Annotated in this window: 16 protein-coding genes; 7 read left to right on the top strand and 9 right to left on the bottom strand. The window is 59.0% G+C overall.

Annotated elements, in window-relative coordinates:
- The first annotated feature begins 9 nt into the window (after window positions 1–9).
- Together BMY68_RS13610 and BMY68_RS13605 are read left to right on the top strand one after the other, a co-directional pair.
- Window positions 10–693 (top strand): ABC transporter ATP-binding protein, encoded by a 684-nt coding sequence (locus tag BMY68_RS13610; protein WP_009044966.1) that lies wholly within the window; start codon window positions 10–12, stop codon window positions 691–693.
- Window positions 693–3,197: an ABC transporter permease gene (locus BMY68_RS13605; protein ID WP_085531712.1), complete on the top strand. Its 2,505-nt coding sequence runs from the start codon at window positions 693–695 to the stop codon at window positions 3,195–3,197. The genes BMY68_RS13610 and BMY68_RS13605 overlap by 1 nt, the downstream gene beginning before the upstream one ends.
- Window positions 3,198–3,213: 16 nt before the next feature.
- On the opposite strand, the gene greB is transcribed toward BMY68_RS13605, so the two are convergent.
- Entirely contained in the window at window positions 3,214–3,687 is a 474-nt protein-coding gene (greB, locus tag BMY68_RS13600) for a transcription elongation factor GreB (RefSeq protein WP_009044968.1), read from the bottom strand.
- A gap of 379 nt (window positions 3,688–4,066) precedes the next feature.
- Window positions 4,067–5,809, bottom strand: coding sequence for a hypothetical protein (locus BMY68_RS13595; RefSeq protein WP_085531714.1), 1,743 nt, complete (start codon window positions 5,807–5,809; stop codon window positions 4,067–4,069).
- 627 nt (window positions 5,810–6,436) lie between these two features.
- Between BMY68_RS13595 and BMY68_RS13590 the strand changes: the two genes are divergently transcribed.
- Window positions 6,437–7,066 carry a response regulator transcription factor gene (locus tag BMY68_RS13590; RefSeq protein WP_007931372.1) on the top strand — a complete coding sequence of 210 codons (630 nt, stop codon included), beginning with the start codon at window positions 6,437–6,439 and terminating at the stop codon, window positions 7,064–7,066.
- 84 nt (window positions 7,067–7,150) lie between these two features.
- Here BMY68_RS13590 and BMY68_RS13585 read toward each other — a convergent pair whose 3' ends face one another.
- From BMY68_RS13585 to BMY68_RS13575, 3 genes are all read right to left on the bottom strand, one after another.
- Window positions 7,151–7,459: a hypothetical protein gene (locus tag BMY68_RS13585; protein ID WP_037035956.1), complete on the bottom strand. Its 309-nt coding sequence runs from the start codon at window positions 7,457–7,459 to the stop codon at window positions 7,151–7,153.
- Between the two features lie 257 nt (window positions 7,460–7,716).
- Window positions 7,717–8,151, bottom strand: coding sequence for a DoxX family protein (locus BMY68_RS13580; RefSeq protein WP_007931371.1), 435 nt, complete (start codon window positions 8,149–8,151; stop codon window positions 7,717–7,719).
- Between the two features lie 102 nt (window positions 8,152–8,253).
- Window positions 8,254–9,675 (bottom strand): MltF family protein, encoded by a 1,422-nt coding sequence (locus tag BMY68_RS13575; RefSeq protein ID WP_062825074.1) that lies wholly within the window; start codon window positions 9,673–9,675, stop codon window positions 8,254–8,256.
- A gap of 236 nt (window positions 9,676–9,911) precedes the next feature.
- Here BMY68_RS13575 and BMY68_RS13570 point away from each other — a divergent pair, with 236 nt between their 5' ends.
- The 3 genes from BMY68_RS13570 to BMY68_RS13560 all read left to right on the top strand — a co-directional run bounded on the left by BMY68_RS13570 (window position 9,912) and on the right by BMY68_RS13560 (window position 12,798).
- Entirely contained in the window at window positions 9,912–10,718 is an 807-nt protein-coding gene (locus tag BMY68_RS13570; protein WP_085531716.1) for a TatD family hydrolase, read from the top strand.
- A gap of 85 nt (window positions 10,719–10,803) precedes the next feature.
- On the top strand, window positions 10,804–12,285 hold the full coding sequence (locus BMY68_RS13565) for a methyl-accepting chemotaxis protein (protein WP_085531718.1): 1,482 nt from the start codon (window positions 10,804–10,806) through the stop codon (window positions 12,283–12,285).
- Window positions 12,286–12,435: 150 nt separating this feature from the next.
- A complete protein-coding gene (locus BMY68_RS13560; RefSeq protein ID WP_007931363.1) occupies window positions 12,436–12,798 on the top strand; it encodes an Mpo1-like protein in 363 nt (120 codons plus the stop codon).
- A 7-nt stretch (window positions 12,799–12,805) separates the two neighbouring features.
- Here the strand turns inward: BMY68_RS13560 and BMY68_RS13555 are convergent, their stop codons facing one another.
- The 3 genes from BMY68_RS13555 to BMY68_RS13545 all read right to left on the bottom strand — a co-directional run bounded on the left by BMY68_RS13555 (window position 12,806) and on the right by BMY68_RS13545 (window position 14,901).
- Window positions 12,806–13,603, bottom strand: a complete 798-nt coding sequence (locus BMY68_RS13555) for an acyl-CoA thioesterase (RefSeq protein ID WP_085531720.1) — start codon at window positions 13,601–13,603, stop codon at window positions 12,806–12,808.
- A gap of 107 nt (window positions 13,604–13,710) precedes the next feature.
- On the bottom strand, window positions 13,711–14,478 hold the full coding sequence (locus BMY68_RS13550; protein ID WP_009044975.1) for a CHAD domain-containing protein: 768 nt from the start codon (window positions 14,476–14,478) through the stop codon (window positions 13,711–13,713).
- A 144-nt stretch (window positions 14,479–14,622) separates the two neighbouring features.
- Window positions 14,623–14,901 (bottom strand): hypothetical protein, encoded by a 279-nt coding sequence (locus BMY68_RS13545; protein ID WP_007931360.1) that lies wholly within the window; start codon window positions 14,899–14,901, stop codon window positions 14,623–14,625.
- Window positions 14,902–15,164: 263 nt separating this feature from the next.
- Here BMY68_RS13545 and BMY68_RS13540 point away from each other — a divergent pair, with 263 nt between their 5' ends.
- Entirely contained in the window at window positions 15,165–16,205 is a 1,041-nt protein-coding gene (locus BMY68_RS13540) for a patatin-like phospholipase family protein (RefSeq protein ID WP_085531722.1), read from the top strand.
- 19 nt (window positions 16,206–16,224) lie between these two features.
- Here BMY68_RS13540 and BMY68_RS13535 read toward each other — a convergent pair whose 3' ends face one another.
- Window positions 16,225–16,920, bottom strand: a complete 696-nt coding sequence (locus tag BMY68_RS13535) for a response regulator (RefSeq protein ID WP_085531724.1) — start codon at window positions 16,918–16,920, stop codon at window positions 16,225–16,227.
- Window positions 16,921–17,022: the final 102 nt, after the last annotated feature.

The raw sequence follows: 17,022 nt of genomic DNA, 5'->3' as shown, positions 1-17,022 counted from the left end.
GGATTCTCCATGGGCGCAAGCATTCTCACTGCGCGGAACCTTAGCAAAGTGGTTCCCAGCGCGGAAGGTGAACTGACCATCCTGCACGAACTCAGCCTGGAACTGAACAAAGGCGACAGCCTGGCCATCGTCGGCAGTTCCGGCTCCGGAAAATCCACCCTGCTCGGCCTGCTGGCCGGGCTCGACCTGCCCAGCAGCGGCGAGGTCACCCTGGCCGGTCGCAGCCTGAGCACCTTGGACGAAGACCAGCGCGCCCGAATCCGCGCCGAGCATGTGGGCTTCGTCTTCCAGTCGTTCCAACTGCTCGACAGCCTCAATGCCCTGGAGAACGTCATGTTGCCCATGGAGCTGGACGGCCGCCGGGATGCCCGCGAGCGTGCGACCGAACTGCTCCAGCGCGTCGGGCTCGGGCAACGCCTGAGTCACTCGCCTCGCCAGCTCTCCGGCGGCGAGCAACAGCGGGTGGCCATCGCCCGCGCCTTCGCCGCCGAACCTGACGTGCTGTTCGCCGACGAGCCGACCGGCAACCTCGACAGCCACACCGGCGAGCGCATCAGCGACCTGCTGTTCGATCTGAACAAGGAAAGCGGCACGACGCTGGTCCTGGTCACTCACGATGAACGCCTGGCCCATCGTTGCCGGCGCCTGATCCGCCTTGAAGCCGGCCTGCTGGTCGCCCCCCTGGAGCCTTGATGGCACGCCTGCCGCTGTTGCGCCTGTTCAGCCTTGCCGTTCGCCAACTTCTGCGCGACGCCCGCGCCGGAGAACTGCGGGTATTGTTCTTCGCCCTGGTGGTGGCCGTAGCCGCCAGCACCGCCATCGGCTATTTCGGTGCGCGCCTCAACGGCGCAATGCTGTTGCGCGCCACGGAGTTTCTCGGCGCGGACCTGCTGCTTGAAAGCAGCTCTCCGGCAAGGCCCGAACAGATACAGAGCGGTCGGGAACTGGGCCTGCAACATGCGCAGGTGGTGGAGTTCTCCAGTGTGATCGCCACCGATAATGGCATCCAGCTTTCCAGTATCAAGGCCGCGGACGATGCCTACCCGCTGCGTGGCGAACTGAAAAGCGCCCCGGCCCCTTACGCGACGGAAGAAACCGGCGGTGGTCCGCAATCGGGTGAAGCCTGGGTCGAAGCCCGACTGTTGACCGCGCTGGACCTGAAAATCGGCGACAGCATCGACGTCGGGATGAAAACCCTACGCCTGAGCCGGGTACTGACTTACGAACCGGACCGCGCCGGCAACTTCTATAGCCTGACCCCCAGAGTGCTGATCAACCTGAGCGACCTGAACGCCACCGGCGTGGTGCAACCGGGCAGCCGGGTCAGTTACAAGGAACTCTGGCGCGGTCCCGGGAGCGCCCTGGAAACCTATCGCCAATTGATCAAGCCAGGCCTGGCGGCCAATCAGCGCCTGCAGGATGCCCGAGATGGCAACCGCCAGATCGGCGGAGCCCTGGGCAAGGCCGAACGCTACTTGAACATGGCCAGCCTGGTGGCGGTGCTGCTGGCAGGCGTGGCGGTTGCCCTGTCCGCTGCGCGCTTCGCTTCCCGCCGTTTCGACGCCAGCGCGCTGCTGCGCTGCCTGGGCCTGTCTCGCCGGGAAACCATGCTGCTGTTCACCCTGCAACTGGCCCTGCTCGGCATCCTGGCCAGCATCGTCGGCGCGCTGCTCGGCTGGCTCGCCCAGCTTGGGCTGTTTTACCTGCTGCATGACCTGCTACCAACCGATGTGCCTCCTGGCGGGCTGCTTCCCGCTGTCGCCGGTATCGGCACCGGCCTGGTGGCACTTGGCGGTTTCGCCTTGCCGCCACTGGCGGCGCTGGGGCGTGTCCCACCCTTGCGGGTGTTGCGCCGTGACCTGCTGCCGATCCCCCCAAGCACCTGGATGGTGTATGGCGCCGCCTTGCTGGCCCTGGGCCTGATCATGTGGCGCCTGAGCCTGGATCTGCTGCTGACCTTCGCCTTGCTCGGCGGTGGCGTCATTGCCGCCCTGGTTCTGGGCGGATTACTGCTGCTGGCCCTGCAGAGTCTGCGTCGCTTGCTGGCCAAGGCGTCGCTGCCATGGCGCCTGGGGCTGGGCCAGCTGCTGCGGCATCCTTTGGCTGCTGCCGGGCAATCCCTGGCCTTCGGCTTGATTCTGCTGTCGATGGCCTTGATTGCGCTGTTACGTGGAGAGTTGCTCGACACCTGGCAAAACCAGTTGCCAAAGAACGCACCGAACTATTTCGCGCTGAATATCCTGCCCGCGGACAAACAAGCTTTCATCGACAAGCTGGTGGCGCTTTCCGCCCCTTCCGCGCCGCTGTATCCGGTAGTGCCAGGGCGGCTGATCAGCATCAACGGCGAACCGGTCCGGGAAATCGTCAGCAAGGACTCCAGTGGCGATCGCGCCGTGCAGCGCGATTTGAGCCTGACCTGGGCCGCGGATCTGCCAGCGGGCAATAAGATCACCAGCGGTTCGTGGTGGGCACAACAGCCCGAAGGGGATTTGCCTGGCGTCTCGGTCGAGGCCCAGGTGGCCGAAAGCCTGAAACTCAAACTCGGCGACCAGATGACATTCAGCGTCGCAGGGGTCAATCGCGAGGCCAGGGTGACCAGCCTGCGGGAAATCAACTGGGATAACTTCCAGCCCAACTTCTTCATGATCTTTCAGCCGGGCACGCTGCAGGATCTGCCCGCCACTTACCTGACCAGCTTCTATCTGGCTGCGGGTCATGACCAGCAGGTGGTCGAGTTGTCCAGGGTGTTTCCGGCAGTGACCATCCTGCAAGTGGAGGCTCTGCTCGAACAACTGCGCAGTATCCTGGCCCAGGTCACCCTGGCCGTGGAATACGTGCTGCTGTTTGTACTCGCCGCCGGCATGGCCGTGCTGTTTTCCGGACTGCAGGCCACCCTGGACGAGCGTATTCGTCAGGGCGCCCTGCTACGGGCGCTGGGGGCGGAACGACAATTACTGGTCAGGGCCCGGCGTATCGAGTTCGGGCTGCAGGGAGCCGTCAGCGGGCTACTGGCCGCATTGGGATCGGAACTGGTGAGCCTGGTGCTGTATCGGTTTGCCTTCGACCTGCCCTGGCATCCACATCCTTGGCTGTTGCTCCTGCCTGTTATCGGTGCCCTGCTGATCGGCGGTGCCGGTGTCTACGGGACACGCCGGGCATTGAATGCCAGCCCACTGACAGTACTGCGCGAGGGGTAAGCCCCTCGCAGGCAGTTCATTTCACGTATTCGATCTGATTGATCCACCAGCACATTTCTCCACCGGGCGTCTGCACTATCGCCTCGTCGCCGACTTCTTTCTTCAAGAGCGCCCGGGCCATGGGCGAATCGATAGAGATGTAATCCTTCTGCCCGTATATCTCGTCATAGCCAACGATACGGAAACGCTTGGTTTCACCCTCTTCATTCTCGATATCGACCCAGGCGCCGAAGAAAACCCGACCCTCCTGCTCCGGCGAATAAGACACGACCTTCATGTCTTCGAGTCGCTTGCGCAAGTAGCGAACCCGGCGATCAATTTCCCTCAGGAGTTTCTTGTTGTATTGATAATCGGCGTTTTCACTTCTATCCCCCAGGGAGGCCGCCCAAGTGACTTTCTGCGTCACATCCGGACGCTTCTCCCGCCACAGGTAATCCAGCTCGTTTTTCAGAGCCTCGAAACCTTCCTGCGTAATGAGCTTGGTACTCAATTGGTTAAATCCCCCATGCAGAGCCTTATGAGCCAGTTCAGCATTATGGTTGAATCGAGACCTTGAGAACCAATGCTAAGCGAGATAGATCCACCTGCAGCACACCTCCTCACGGGGATGCCCTATCCAGAGTGAACAGGCCGATAACACTACCGCTTGGGTTTTGTACGAAAAAGCGGTCGTGATAGGTCAATGGGGCATCAAACCCACGTGCGAATCCACATCAGAATGCACATATCTAAAACCGGATACACCCCATCAGTTCTCTCCAGCTTGAGCCGTCTGACTGCATTCTCCGTCTTTTCACACAGGCCAAATACGGCTTTATTGAAATACCCAATACACTGAAAAAGAGAACTGTAATTCTAGCAGGAGCGCTTTACTCATCATCGCTGAGCAATGTACTGGATATGCTATGCAGGCTGTTATTGAAGGTCACCGTCTCATTGAAGCCTTTTACAATATTGCTGAGCTTCTTACGGGTGCTGGACAACTGCGCTAACCTTTCCACTAGCTCTGTATTTTTTTGCTGGATTCCGGCGTCTCTCTTTTCCAGTTCGACTGCGCGGATACTTTGCTTAGCGGAAATTTCATCAAGGCGTTGCTGCTCAAGCTGCATTAGTTCAGAGCGCCGGGCAACACTTCGCTCTCTGGACTCTACACTTTCAGCCAGCTGTTGAAGCGCAGCACTGCGTTCCGCAATCACTCGGGAATTATGCTCAGCGGACTTATCGATCGTGATTTTCTCTTGCTGAAGCTGACTTTGTACCTGGCGCAGGTGTTCTTCTTTTTCATGAAGTTTACGCTCTCGCTCTTGCAACTGTTCCTTCAAAAGCTCCAAAGCTTCCTGTTGCTTCACTGCAACCAACTTTTGCTGTGTCAACTCCTGCGCCATAAGTGCAAGATTAGACAAAGTGCTTTCCACATCAAGAAGTAGGTGATCGGTATCCGCCCCCTGAAGTGCAGCTTCAGCCTCAGGAAGCGTCGCCATCAGAAACTGCGTTTCATCCAATGAGTTCTCTAAGGGAATTGGGCAATCAGCCACCTCATCCGGTGTTACATCCCCAGCAACTTGAGCGGATTGATCGATATCTGCGGTAGCCTGAACCTGCCTATCCATCAAAGTTGGAACACTGTCAAATATCGACAGGTCGTACTCTTCACTCTGGATCAACTTCACCGTTTCCTCCGAAGACAAATCGCGAACTACTTCCGCCAAGCCAGCCAATGTGTTCTGTATACCTTGGGACAGGCGCCCAATGTCGGTCTCCGAGTTGGCAGACGGGTCAGCGATAACCTCAGGTGTCAAATGGCCAGACAAGGGAGCATCAATTTCAGATGAGTCGACATGTTTTTCGGCATTCGTAGTCGGCATTTCAGTCATATCGTATTGAAAACTCTCGGTAAATAATGAAGCATCAGTAAGAACCTTCTCTATATCCGTCTCAACTTTTCCTGGCTTTTGAGAGAGCTCCTCTGGATCTCCAATCGGAGCAAATCCGGATGGAGCACCATCGAATACATCGCCTTCAAGATCCTCAACGGCTCCCGGCGAGCGATGCTCATTCGAATCAGAAACCTCATCCATGTGCTCCGCGACAGCCTGTGCCGCAGGAGTATCTTGAGAAACCATGGAAATAGAGACATCGAACTCAGGGACTCCGAGTTCAGCGCTGTCAATTGCAGGCAGGCAGGCAACCGAGGCCTCTGACGAGATGAGCTTCATCACCAGATTTTTCTTGATGGTGAGTGAACGATGATCCGATAGATTCCCTGTCGGTATCACACAATTCTTAAGGTCAATCAGATGGTAAGGAATATCAGCACTACCACCAGCACCTTGCTGTCGCCCCTCAGGCAGGCTCGCATGGGTGACTATTTCCTTGAAGACTTGAATAACCTGACGCCAATCTTCTTCGGCCTCGATCGAGCTCAGTGAATAACTCTGCCCTGCCTTATTTAGCATCGCCAAATAAACTCGCGATTCTCCGACCTCAGCCCCCTCATTTAAGCTATAGGCAAGAAAATTGCGGCTCAGCATAGGAATTGCAAAACTACAGAGCACCGCACCGTTCAGAACTTCCTGCTCTGCGTTTTTGATGGAAATAGTTCGTAGCAGCATCGCCGGTTTAGACTCCATTATGCATCTAAAAATATGTAGCACGGAGTAAAAAGTACCTCCTAACAACACATGCCAGCAACTGGATAACTCCTATTTTCTAGGTGGAATTATCCGACAACTCACTACCAGAAAATCAATTCTTTCGATTTATCCTACTATCACCGATAGCATTGACAGCTGTGACCTCACTTAAGAGGAATATTCAAGCCCCTCTGCGGGCTGAGCTTGAACAACCACCAGTCATAATTCGACCATAGCATGATTAATCCTCCTGCCAGCAGTAGCAGTACTACTCCAGCCCCTCCTGTCAATATTAGTCGTTGCTGCCAGCCAAAAAAACACAGCGCGACACCAGCCACCCCCATTAACATAGACAGAGAAGGAGCGAACCAGTAGATAACACGATCAAGACGTAGAAGCATGTTGAATAACCAAGAGCCTTTCAGGTGAGAGGTCGGTCTAAAGATAATAATACGCATAGAGAACGGGTGGCTTGGCCAGATCAAAAGGGGGCTAAACCATAACTTAGCCACACAATGACAACTATCAGATTCGTCTGATTTAGTTTTCAGAGTGCTCGGATAAAATACGAAAAGCACCCTCCCCCTAAATATCGAGATGCCTTGCATGGGAAGTATCATCATCGTCGACGACCATCCGTTGATTCGACTCGCAATAAGAACCGTTCTGGAGCCTCATGAACACAACATCGTCGCCGAAGCCGATAATGGCGCGGACGCTGTCCAGTTGGTACGCAAGCATCTTCCGGACCTGCTCATCCTGGACTTGAACATACCCAACCTGGATGGGTTCTCCGTTATCTCCCATATCAAGTCCGCTGGACTGCCGATAAAGACACTGGTGCTGACGTCCAGCAACTCCAAGAACTTCGCCTTGCGCTGTTTGCAGGCCGGTGCGGCTGGTTTTCTGTGCAAGAACGATAATCTGAACGAACTGGCTAATGCGGTAAAAGCCATACTCTCGGGGTATAGCTACTTCCCCGAGGATACAATCAGCACCTTGCAACAGAATACAAACGCCGCCTGCCAGGAAAGTGTCTTGATTGCCCAACTGACCGACCGGGAAATCACCGTCCTGAAACTGCTGGCAAGCGGTCTGAATAATCAGAAAATCGCGGATGCGTTGCTGATCAGCCACAAGACGGTGAGCACCTATAAGGTCAGGCTGCTAAAGCGGTTCAACGTTTCCAATCTGGTAGCGCTGGCGGAGCTGGCCAAACGCAACTCCGTAGTTTGAACCCCTGATATCGATGCAGCCTGTAGCAGGAATTCAGAAACATCGGTCCCCCACCTCGACTGCCGGGTTGATCACCTACGGTACTTACCTACGGGTGATCAGCCCCTGTCGAGCCACACGGGTCAGATGCCGGATGACTTCCGCAGCATTTTCCGAGCTGGGCGCCTGTATCACCGCAAGATCAAAACTGTCGTTGGCAAAACGTGCCAAGGACTCGCCGTCTTCGATGAACTGGATGAGAAAGGCCGAAGGGCCTGTGCTACGACGTGGCCAGCCATCGAGATAACGCAGCAATGTCGGCTGGTGTGTGCCGCCAAGAAGAATTTTTGGATTGCGCTGAACAAGATTTGCCGTGATTGGCGCAAGACGTACAGGAGGGTGGAGTGCATTCATCGTGTCGTGTCTCTGCCTCAATTTTCTGCCGGGCAGGTGAGAGGCAACACCGAACCAGCGCTTTAGCGGTATTTCGAAGCCGGTAGAGCTTCTGTCGGTGATATTCCGAATCACCTGGCGCCCCGCAAGTAGCTGTTTAAATCGGCGCATGGGCAACAATCCTAGAGAAGCCGACGGGGTAGTGTCAAGAATCCCCAATAACGAAATCAGCAACGAAAAAGGCCCGCTACAAGCGGGCCTTGGGTGTTTCCCGGAAGTTACTTGGCAATCGCCGCATCGAGTGACAATTTGCCTGCGCCTTCGATCAGAACCGCAATGGTGCCACCGAGCAGAGCCAGGGCGAACTCATAACCATTGTTCGCCATGAACAGGCCATTGCTGATGTGCACGGAGAAAATCGCCACCAGCAAGGTGAAGCTCAACCCCAACGCGGCAGGACGTGCCAACAGACCGATAATCAGCGCCAGACCGCCGAAGAACTCGGTACCGCCCGCTAACAGCGCCATCAGGTGTCCTGGTGCCAGGCCGATGCTCTCCATCCACTGTGCCGTACCTGCCAATCCATAACCGCCAAACAGGCCGAAAAGCTTTTGCGCGCCGTGAGCGGCGAAAATGATGCCGACAAAAACTCGCAGGACGGTCAGGCCGTAGCCTGCACGGGTGTTCAGTACGGTTTTGATCAGTGTGCTCATGCTGTGTAGTCCTTTGTAGTGTTGGGTAATGGGTCGCTATATTAATCACAAAATCTCATGTTAAAAGTGCAAAAATAGCAAGATAACAATCAACTTTATCGATTACTTCCTTGAGACGACCTTACGCGCTTGCGGCTCCAACGATTCGCGTTCCCGGTCAAAGGCCAAATAGTATTTGTTGACGCTATTAACATAGCTGACGGCGCCCATTCCGACCTGTTCCATGGCAATGCGCTCGACCTGGAAAAACCACTGATTGGGGTTCAATCCGCGTCGCCGGGCTTCGGTCCGCATACCCTGCACTCGCTCCGGCCCCATGTTGTAGGCCGCCAGGACAAATGCCATACGCTCGCGCTCGTTGAGCTTGGGACTGGAAAAGAACTTGCGCCGGATCAACGCCAGGTACTTGGCTCCCGCCAGCACGTTGTTATCGAGGGTCTGGATGTTATTGACCCCTACCCGCTGGGCGGCTGACGGGGTGATCTGCATCAGGCCGGTCGGGCCGCTGCCGCTTCTGGCAGAGGGCTGCAACGACGACTCCTTGAAAGCCAGCGCCGCCAGGTTCAACCAGTCCATGTTCTGGGCATCGGCATGCTTCTGTAATACCGGGCGCAACTTTTCCAGGCGCTGGCGATCGGCCCGGGTCAAAGGGTTATGCACCTGATACAGGCGTCGATAGATGCGCAAGAACGCAACATCCTGATCCGCCGGAGCCTTATAGACCTTCAGGAAACGATCGATGCTCGCCCGCAGCATCGAGGCGTCCCGCCGCACGAACCAGTGCTCCTCGCCAGGCTCGCTGATGACCAGTTGCCGATCAAAACGCAGCTTCGGCAGGACTTTGCCCCAGCGCTCGGCAATGGGCTTCTCGACGATGGTCAGGTGAAAGATCCCGCCCTGGACCATTTCCAGGACATCTTCGACGGCCAGGCTCGGATCGACCCACTCGACCTTGACCGGCGCCAGCTTATGCAGCGCCAGCCTCTGATTGATCTGGCTCACCGCATCCCCGGCAGCACTGCCTGTGGTCAGCGCCAGGGTCTTGCCGGAGAGCTGTTCAGGCCGGGTGTAGCGCCGCTCGCCCTTGATTCCCACCAGCAGCAACGGCACGTTGCTGGCGACCGGTTCACTGGGGCTTACCGCTTGTCCCGGTAGCGCCTCCAACAACTCTCCCGGAGCGACCAGATCCCCCTCGCCACGCTGCAGCGCACCGAGCAATTGATCCTTGGCTTTGGGAATGATCTTGAGACTGATTTCCTGACCGTCGCGAGCGTGACCATTGAGGTACTGCTCAAAGGCGCGCAGACGGTGGTATTCGACACCGATGGCCTGGCCCTGGACTTCACCGGAACTATTGCGACTCTGGTTGACCAGCACACGCAAGACCCGGCTGCTGCGAATGTCCGCCAGGTCGCGGACCTTGCCCGCTACGGCCGCCTCCGGAGGGCCAGCCAAGCGTGCTACCGCCGGCAGGGGCAGCAGCAACGACAAGCACAACGCTAGCAAAACCGAGGGTCGCGTCATCCGCTCTCCGGGAAGAATACTGTCCGAGTTTTCGAGCAATGGCGAAAACGCGGGCGACAGAAACAGAGCGCCTAGAGCGCTGACAAGATGCGAAAGACTGGCACAACCACGGCTGGCAAACCAACCGCTGCCTTTCTTCCGGCATCAAGAGACAGCTTCAACTCGTTGTAGTTCTTGGCTTTTCTTATAAATCTACAGCTCTGATATGCTTTCCGGCCGCAGGCGGAGATAGCACCATGCAACTCATCGATATCGGCGTCAACCTGACCAATCCGAGTTTCGCCGAAAAACATCACGCAGTACTGGACCGTGCCTATGCCGCCGGCGTCTGCCAGCTGGTGCTCACTGGCACCAGTGTCGAGGGCAGCGAACAGGCGCTCGAGCTGTCGCGGCAACTGGACGAAAGTGGCCGCCAACTGTTCTCTACCGCAGGGGTTCATCCGCATTGCGCCAGCGACTGGAATGCCGACAGCGCACAGCGCTTGCGCAGCCTGCTCAAGGAAAGCAGCGTCAAGGCCGTGGGCGAATGCGGCCTGGACTTCAATCGGGACTTCTCCCCCCGAGGGCAACAGGAAAAAGTGCTGGAGGAACACCTGGCCCTGGCCGTTGAACTGCAACTGCCGGTCTTCCTCCACGAACGCGACGCCAGCCAGCGCCTGCTGGAAATAGTCCGCGACTTTCGTGACCGCTTGCCGGCCGCGGTGGTGCATTGCTTCACCGGCGAACAGCGCGCGCTGTTCAACTATCTGGACCTTGACCTGCACATTGGCATCACCGGGTGGATCTGCGACGAGCGTCGTGGCACTCACTTGCACCCGCTGGTACGAGAGATTCCCCGCGGTCGCCTGATGCTCGAAAGCGACGCCCCCTATCTGTTGCCACGCAGCCTGCGCCCCAAGCCGAAGAACGGTCGCAACGAACCGGCCTACCTGACTGAAGTGTTGCGCGAGGTGGCCCTGCACCGCGGCGAGAGCCAGGAAGAGCTGGCGGCCCACAGTACCGCCAGCGCCCGTGCCTTCTTCGCCTTGCCCGAGATTGCTTGACGCATATCAAGATTCGACTCTCTGCATAGCGGCACAATAATGGCACCTTGCCAATACTGTTCCGCTTAATCAGAGAAGACCTTCCATGGGTGCCTGGCTCAGCAATATCTCATTGAAATACAAGTTCTGGGCGGTCAATGCGGTCGCCTTCGTGACCACCCTGCTACTGGTCCTGTACGCCGTCCAGCTGGAGCAGCAAGCGCGTAGCCAGGCCTCACAACACAACGCCAGGGCCCAGGCGAGCCTGCTCGGCGCATGGCCCTCCGGGAAAGCGCTGCCCAATGCCGAGAATCTGCTGAGCTTCGCGGCCGGCCAGATCCCCAGCCTCGACCAACGCCCCCTGCCGCAGTTGAGCAACGCCAATGGATGGGTGGCCTTCGACGAAATGCCGCTGTTCGGTGAAAACCCTCTGATCGGCGCGCTGGTGCTGCCCCGGGCCGATGGCCAACGGGTTGCAGTGCTTGCCCATGGGCCAAGCCTGCATCAGGTGTTCAGCGAACGCTTCAGCCAGTACGCGGTGGCCGTGTTCATTCTGATGCTGGCGATGCTCGGTGCTTCGCAACTGTTGATCCGTTTCCTGCTCAGCCAGCTGAACACCCTCAAGGATGTGATGCTGCATGTGGAGAAAACCGGCGACCTGTCAGCCCGCGTGCCCCTGTCGTGCACCGACGAGGTCGGCCAGATGGCCAGCGCCTTCAATGCGATGCAGGCGGGTTACCAGCGGGTGGTCAACACCGTCGCCAACACCGCCCGGCAACTGGATATCGGCGCCGCGCGCCTGGCATCGAGCATGAACGATGTGCGTCACGGCATGCTGGGCCAGCAAAGCGAAACCGATCAGGCCGCGACAGCGATCAACGAAATGTCCGCCACCGTCTATCACATCGCCCAGCACGCCGGCGCCACCCGGGATCGCTCCCAGGCCGCCGATGTCCTCGCCGGCAGCGGCCAGGAAGTGGTCAGCCGCGTGCAGAAGTCCATTTCCGGGCTCTCCAGCGGCGTGCAACAGACCGCCGAAATGATCCAGCGCCTGGCCGAGGACAGTCAGAAGATCAATGGCGTGGTCAACGTGATCCACAGCATTGCCGAACAAACCAACCTGCTGGCGCTCAATGCCGCGATCGAAGCGGCGCGCGCCGGTGAAATGGGCCGGGGGTTCGCGGTGGTCGCCGATGAAGTACGCAACCTCGCCAAGCGGGTGCAGACCTCCACCGACGAAATCACCCGGATGGTCTCCGACCTGCAGGCCGGTACCCGCGACGCAGTGGACTTCATGCAGGAAAGCTCGTTCAAGGCGGACGATTGCGTACAGCAGGCCCAGGAAGCCGGAGCGGCGCTGGCGGAAATCACCGCGGCCGTGGCGCAGATGCGTGAGAGCAATACCCAGATTGCGGTGGCAGCCGAGCAGCAAAGCCAGGTGGCGGAAGAAATGAATCGCGCCGTGGTGAGTATTCGCGACGTCACCGAAAACACCGTGCAACAGACCGTCGACTCGGCGACCACCAGCAACGAACTGGCGACCCTGGCCGGAGAGTTGAGCAAGGCCATCGGTCAGTTGAAGCTTTAAAACCACGAGTTTCGTTGCAGCAGGATCAGCCTCCCTGCCGTGGCGAAACCCTTGCCAAGCTATCGCCCCCATAGCCAGCCTTGATTCGCCGAAGCCCCACGCGAGACCTATCCTTGATACATAGCTTTCTACGAATCAAGGATCACTGTCATGGGTAAACGTCACCCCAATCTCCCCGCCTGGCAATGGCGCTCCTACCCGCATAACCACCGCAACCCGACCAACCTGGTGTTGCACCTGATTGCAGTGCCGCTGTTCATCGTCGGCTTTCTGTTGCTGGTTTCAGGAGTATTCGGCTTGAGCTTCACCAACGTCGCCATCGGCGTGGTCGGCCTGCTCGCCGCTTTGGGCCTGCAGCGTCACGGCCATAGCCTGGAGGCCCAAGCCGCCGAGCCGTTCAGTGACCGTAAAGATGCGGTCCAGCGCCTGCTGGTAGAACAATTCGTGACCTTTCCACGCTTCGTCCTCAGCGGCGCCTGGTGGCGTGCATGGCGCAAGCGCCACCGGCATTGAGAGGGATTCAACCGAAGATGGTGACCGTCTGCCGGCTGAGCGCGATCAACCGGCCTTCGGTACTCCAGAGTGCCGCGGCCGCATGCCCGTAACCGTCACGGGCATGTTCGATATTCACCCGGTACTTGCACCAGTCCAGTGTGCTCAACGCCAGCAGTGGCTGCACGAATTCAATGGTCCAGGTCAGGGTACTGCCGGGGGCCGGGCTGGTCAGGTGTGGTAACAAGGCCGGCGGCCAGGCGTCCACCAATGCGAGGATATGCGCCTCGGTCATGGGCTCTTCCTTCACGTCGCCCCGTAGGCGCACCCAACCGCCCATGTCCCGCGACTTGTTGCCGGTGAACGGCATGCCACCGATGCTCCAGCGCATTGCCAGATGGCGCATGAACTCCGGCGTCACGCCCTTGACGTAAGGCAGTTCCGGGCACTCGTCCCAATGTTTCATGCTGGGCGCTTCCTCGGCGACAACCGTCACCTCGGACGGCCGAGAGGCACCGAAACTGCCCTGTACCAGGGTCACTACCTGACCGTTCTGCACCGCACGTCCCAGCACCTGGCTGACGGCCCTGCCCTCGCGCAGCACCTCGACTTCAAAGCTGACCGGCACATCGGGGGTGACCGGACCGACAAAGGTGATCGCCAGTGAACGCACCGGACGTTCGGCGGGGACTTTTGCGCGCATGGCTTCATACTGCAAAGCCGCCACCAATCCGCCGAAACTGGCCCGTCCCTGCGCCCATTCGGTTGGAATCGACAGTTCCAACGGTTGGTGGCGGACGGCATCGAGCAAATCGCAAAAGCGCATGAGCACCTCTGATCAAGAAAAGGGTTCGAGGATCTTAACCAGCAGCGCACACGCGTAAAGCACTTGTTCCCGCCAAAAAGACTGACAGATAAGCCGCCAGCCGGGAGTCAGCTACGGAAACAGGCAGCGCTCAGCTTGTCGAGCACCCGATCGGCACGTCCCTCGGCCTTGTGCATGGTGGCGTGCCAGACCGGAACACAAGGCAACAGGTCCGCCTGCCGTTCGGCCTGGGCCAGCCATTGCCAGCAATCATGCCAGTCGCCCAGCGCGCCCTGAGCGGCCTTCAAGCGAGAGACCGCCTTGGGAGACAGTTCGGCAAGTTCGGGATAAGCCTCGGCGGCGTAGCGCACACGCTTGATCAGCAGGCGCAAACGGTGCCGATCATGAGCCGGATCGTGCAGGGCCTCGTCCAGTGCCTTCCATTGCTTGGACAGGCGCTTTTCGATGCGCTTGCGCAAGCCGCGCAACAGTTCCTGACGTTGCGCCGCCCGCAGGAAACGCGGGAAGGCATCCAGCACCAGCAGCAGTTGCTGGAGTTCGGAGCCCGTCGCCACGGTCCGGTATTCATCCGCCAGCCCCGCGGTACGGCGTTCCGCGGCCTGATGGTAGTCATGCTGATGCAGGTACGCAGCCAGGACCTCACGGTCGCGTAACGGCGTCGTCAGTTGCCCGACTGCCGAAGCGGCCGCTTCCAGTTGCTCGACACCAGGCAAGCCGCGCAGCGCTCGCAACAGGCTGCGCAAGCGGCGCACCGTGGTACGCAGATCGTGCAGCGCCTCGGGGTCGGTCACCGCCTGCAAACGCGCCTGGCACGCCAGCAAGCGCACCTCCAGCCCCAACACCTGTGCCACCAACCGATCAACCAAGGCAGACATCATTGACTCCCGAAACGAATGACCCGGCTCGCAGCACAAAGACTGCGGCCGGGCCCTGGCATGACTGGCAGGCGCACTCACGACGCCTGCAAGACGGAAACTGAAGAGCGCTCTTCAGTCTAGCGGCAAACGACAGCCTTGCGATCAGCGGCCGGCGCGCGACTCACGAATATAGAAACGGGCTTTCTCGGCTTTTTTGGTGCAGCCCTCGAAGGCTTCGAATTGCTGCTGGGTCTTGGCCCCGGTCAGCAGCGACAGGGCCTTGGAATAGCTGACTGTGCCAGCGAAACCTTCGGCCTTGGCCAGGTCCAGTTCATGCCAGGCCGCATCCAGTTGCGTACCGCAGCTGTCGCGATAGGCGGTCTTGCCAGCACAACCACCGAGTACCAATGCAATCAACGGTAGACAGATCCAGGCTTTCATCAATGACACCTCAAAGTAGGGGGGAAACAGTCGTGAACGATAAGAAGCAATTGCGAACAATAAAAACAATCGTGAACGTAAGACGATCGCCGCCACTAAAAGTGCCTTGGCTCGTCAGGGAAAATATAGCCGCGCGAGCATAACCCCATGCGGCAAGACACTGGAAAAAATCCCTTTGTCCAAGGCCCTCGGCGGCAGTCAGTGATTGAACCGAAACCCTCGATGGGTGCATTGTGGAAACCTGTCTGGCGAAGGATCGAGTCATGAAAAAGCGTGTCGCACTGGTCCTGGGCTCTGGTGGTGCCCGGGGTTACGCCCACATCGGGGTGATTGAGGAAATCGAAAGACGTGGTTACGACATCGCCTGTGTCGCGGGCTGTTCCATGGGCGCGGTAGTCGGTGGTATCTACGCCGCCGGCAAACTGGACGACTACCGCAGCTGGATCGAAAGCCTGGACTATCTGGATGTGCTGCGGCTGGTAGATGTCAGCTTTCGCCTGGGGGCGATACGCGGGGAGAAAGTATTCGGCCAGATCCGCAAGATCGTCGGCGAAATCAACATCGAAGACCTGCGCATCCCTTACACCGCCGTGGCCACCGACCTGACCAACCAGCAGGAAATCTGGTTCCAGGAAGGCTGCCTGCACCAGGCCATGCGGGCTTCGGCGGCGATCCCCAGCCTCTTCACCCCGGTCATGCAAGGCAATCGCATGCTGGTGGACGGCGGCTTGCTCAACCCGCTGCCCATCGTGCCGGTGGTCTCCAGCCACTGCGACCTGATCATCGCCGTCAACCTCAACTCGACCAACCAGCGTCGTTACCAGTTGCCGGTGATCCAGCGCCCCGCCGCCTTCAAGAGCCGCTTCGACAACCTGATCAACTCCCTGGGCTCGCACCTGCCCTTTCGCCGCAAGCAAGCCGAACAACTGCTGCTGCTCGAACAGGAAGCGCTGCGCAGCGAAGCAGCCGACATCGGCAACCCCTGGATCGAATCCGCCGAGCCCGAGGCCCAGCAACCGGCCGCCGCTCCGGAAACCGATGGCGCCCCGAAATCGGCCACCGGCTCGTTCATTATCGATAACGTAGGCCCCGCTTCCCTGCTGGACCTGATCAACCAGAGCTTCGAGGTCATGCAGACCTCGCTGGCCCAGTACAAGATCGCCGGCTACCCGCCGGACATCCTGATCAACGTGCCCAAGCGGGTGTGCCGTTTCTTCGAGTTCTACAAGGCTCCGGAGCTGATCGCACTGGGGCGGGAAATTGCCAGCGACACCCTGGACCGCTACGAGAACGAACTGAACTGAAAGAGGGCCGCGAGCCCGCTCACTCCTGCGCCCCCAGCAAGCGGTATCCCACCCCGGCCTCGGTCACGATAAAGCGTGGCCGGGTCGGATCGTCCGCCAGCTTCTGCCGCAGATGCCCGACCACGATACGCAGGTAGTGACTGTCCTCGGTGTGCGTCGGCCCCCAGATATCCTTGAGCAGTTGCTGCTGGGTGATCACCCGCCCCGGGTGCCGCGCCAGTTGCGCCAGCACGGCGTATTCCTTGCGCGTCAACGCCACTTCGGCACCGTCGAGCAGTACCCGGCGATACGCCAGGTCCACGGTCAGCGGGCCGAAATCCAGGGCTGCTTCCTGCGCTTCGCCGGCGGGTGCCTGGCGCAACAACGCACGAATACGCGCCAGGAACTCCTGGATGCCAAAGGGCTTGGTCACGTAGTCGTTGGCGCCACCGTCCAGCGCTTCGACCTTCTGCCCTTCGCTGGCCCGCACCGACAACACCAGCACCGGTACGCCCGACCACTCGCGAAACTCACGCAGCACCTGCTGGCCGTCCATATCCGGCAGGCCGAGGTCGAGCACCAGCAAGTCCGGTTTGTTCAGCGCCGCCTGGGCCAGGCCTTCGTTGCCGGTGCCGGCTTCAAGCACTTTGTAGCCCTGGGACACCAGGCTGATGCGCAGGAATTTACGGATCTGCGGCTCGTCATCGATGACCAGGATGGTCGCGGTCTGGCTCATGGTTTCGCTTCAAGACAAATAAGTGGCGCAAGAGTAGCGCAGGCGTGGCTCTGGATCGTAAAGAACATGTGCGGCCCTCCTGGCCTCGTTGGGTTGACGCTT

This window comes from Pseudomonas sp. NFACC41-3 (assembly GCF_900109505.1).
GTDB classification, from domain to species: domain Bacteria; phylum Pseudomonadota; class Gammaproteobacteria; order Pseudomonadales; family Pseudomonadaceae; genus Aquipseudomonas; species Aquipseudomonas chlororaphis.
Note: the sequence above shows the minus strand (reverse complement) of the source record. Positions and strands in the feature narration are given on the sequence as shown.

Coding starts and splice junctions, on each gene's coding strand:
- BMY68_RS13610 (WP_009044966.1), top strand. CDS start 10: ATGGGCGCAAGCATTCTCACTGCGCGGAACCTTAGCAAAGTGGTTCCC.
- BMY68_RS13605 (WP_085531712.1), top strand. CDS start 693: ATGGCACGCCTGCCGCTGTTGCGCCTGTTCAGCCTTGCCGTTCGCCAA.
- BMY68_RS13595 (WP_085531714.1), bottom strand. CDS start 5,809: ATGCTGCTACGAACTATTTCCATCAAAAACGCAGAGCAGGAAGTTCTG.
- BMY68_RS13590 (WP_007931372.1), top strand. CDS start 6,437: ATGGGAAGTATCATCATCGTCGACGACCATCCGTTGATTCGACTCGCA.
- BMY68_RS13585 (WP_037035956.1), bottom strand. CDS start 7,459: ATGAATGCACTCCACCCTCCTGTACGTCTTGCGCCAATCACGGCAAAT.
- BMY68_RS13580 (WP_007931371.1), bottom strand. CDS start 8,151: ATGAGCACACTGATCAAAACCGTACTGAACACCCGTGCAGGCTACGGC.
- BMY68_RS13575 (WP_062825074.1), bottom strand. CDS start 9,675: ATGACGCGACCCTCGGTTTTGCTAGCGTTGTGCTTGTCGTTGCTGCTG.
- BMY68_RS13570 (WP_085531716.1), top strand. CDS start 9,912: ATGCAACTCATCGATATCGGCGTCAACCTGACCAATCCGAGTTTCGCC.
- BMY68_RS13565 (WP_085531718.1), top strand. CDS start 10,804: ATGGGTGCCTGGCTCAGCAATATCTCATTGAAATACAAGTTCTGGGCG.
- BMY68_RS13560 (WP_007931363.1), top strand. CDS start 12,436: ATGGGTAAACGTCACCCCAATCTCCCCGCCTGGCAATGGCGCTCCTAC.
- BMY68_RS13555 (WP_085531720.1), bottom strand. CDS start 13,603: ATGCGCTTTTGCGATTTGCTCGATGCCGTCCGCCACCAACCGTTGGAA.
- BMY68_RS13550 (WP_009044975.1), bottom strand. CDS start 14,478: ATGTCTGCCTTGGTTGATCGGTTGGTGGCACAGGTGTTGGGGCTGGAG.
- BMY68_RS13545 (WP_007931360.1), bottom strand. CDS start 14,901: ATGAAAGCCTGGATCTGTCTACCGTTGATTGCATTGGTACTCGGTGGT.
- BMY68_RS13540 (WP_085531722.1), top strand. CDS start 15,165: ATGAAAAAGCGTGTCGCACTGGTCCTGGGCTCTGGTGGTGCCCGGGGT.
- BMY68_RS13535 (WP_085531724.1), bottom strand. CDS start 16,920: ATGAGCCAGACCGCGACCATCCTGGTCATCGATGACGAGCCGCAGATC.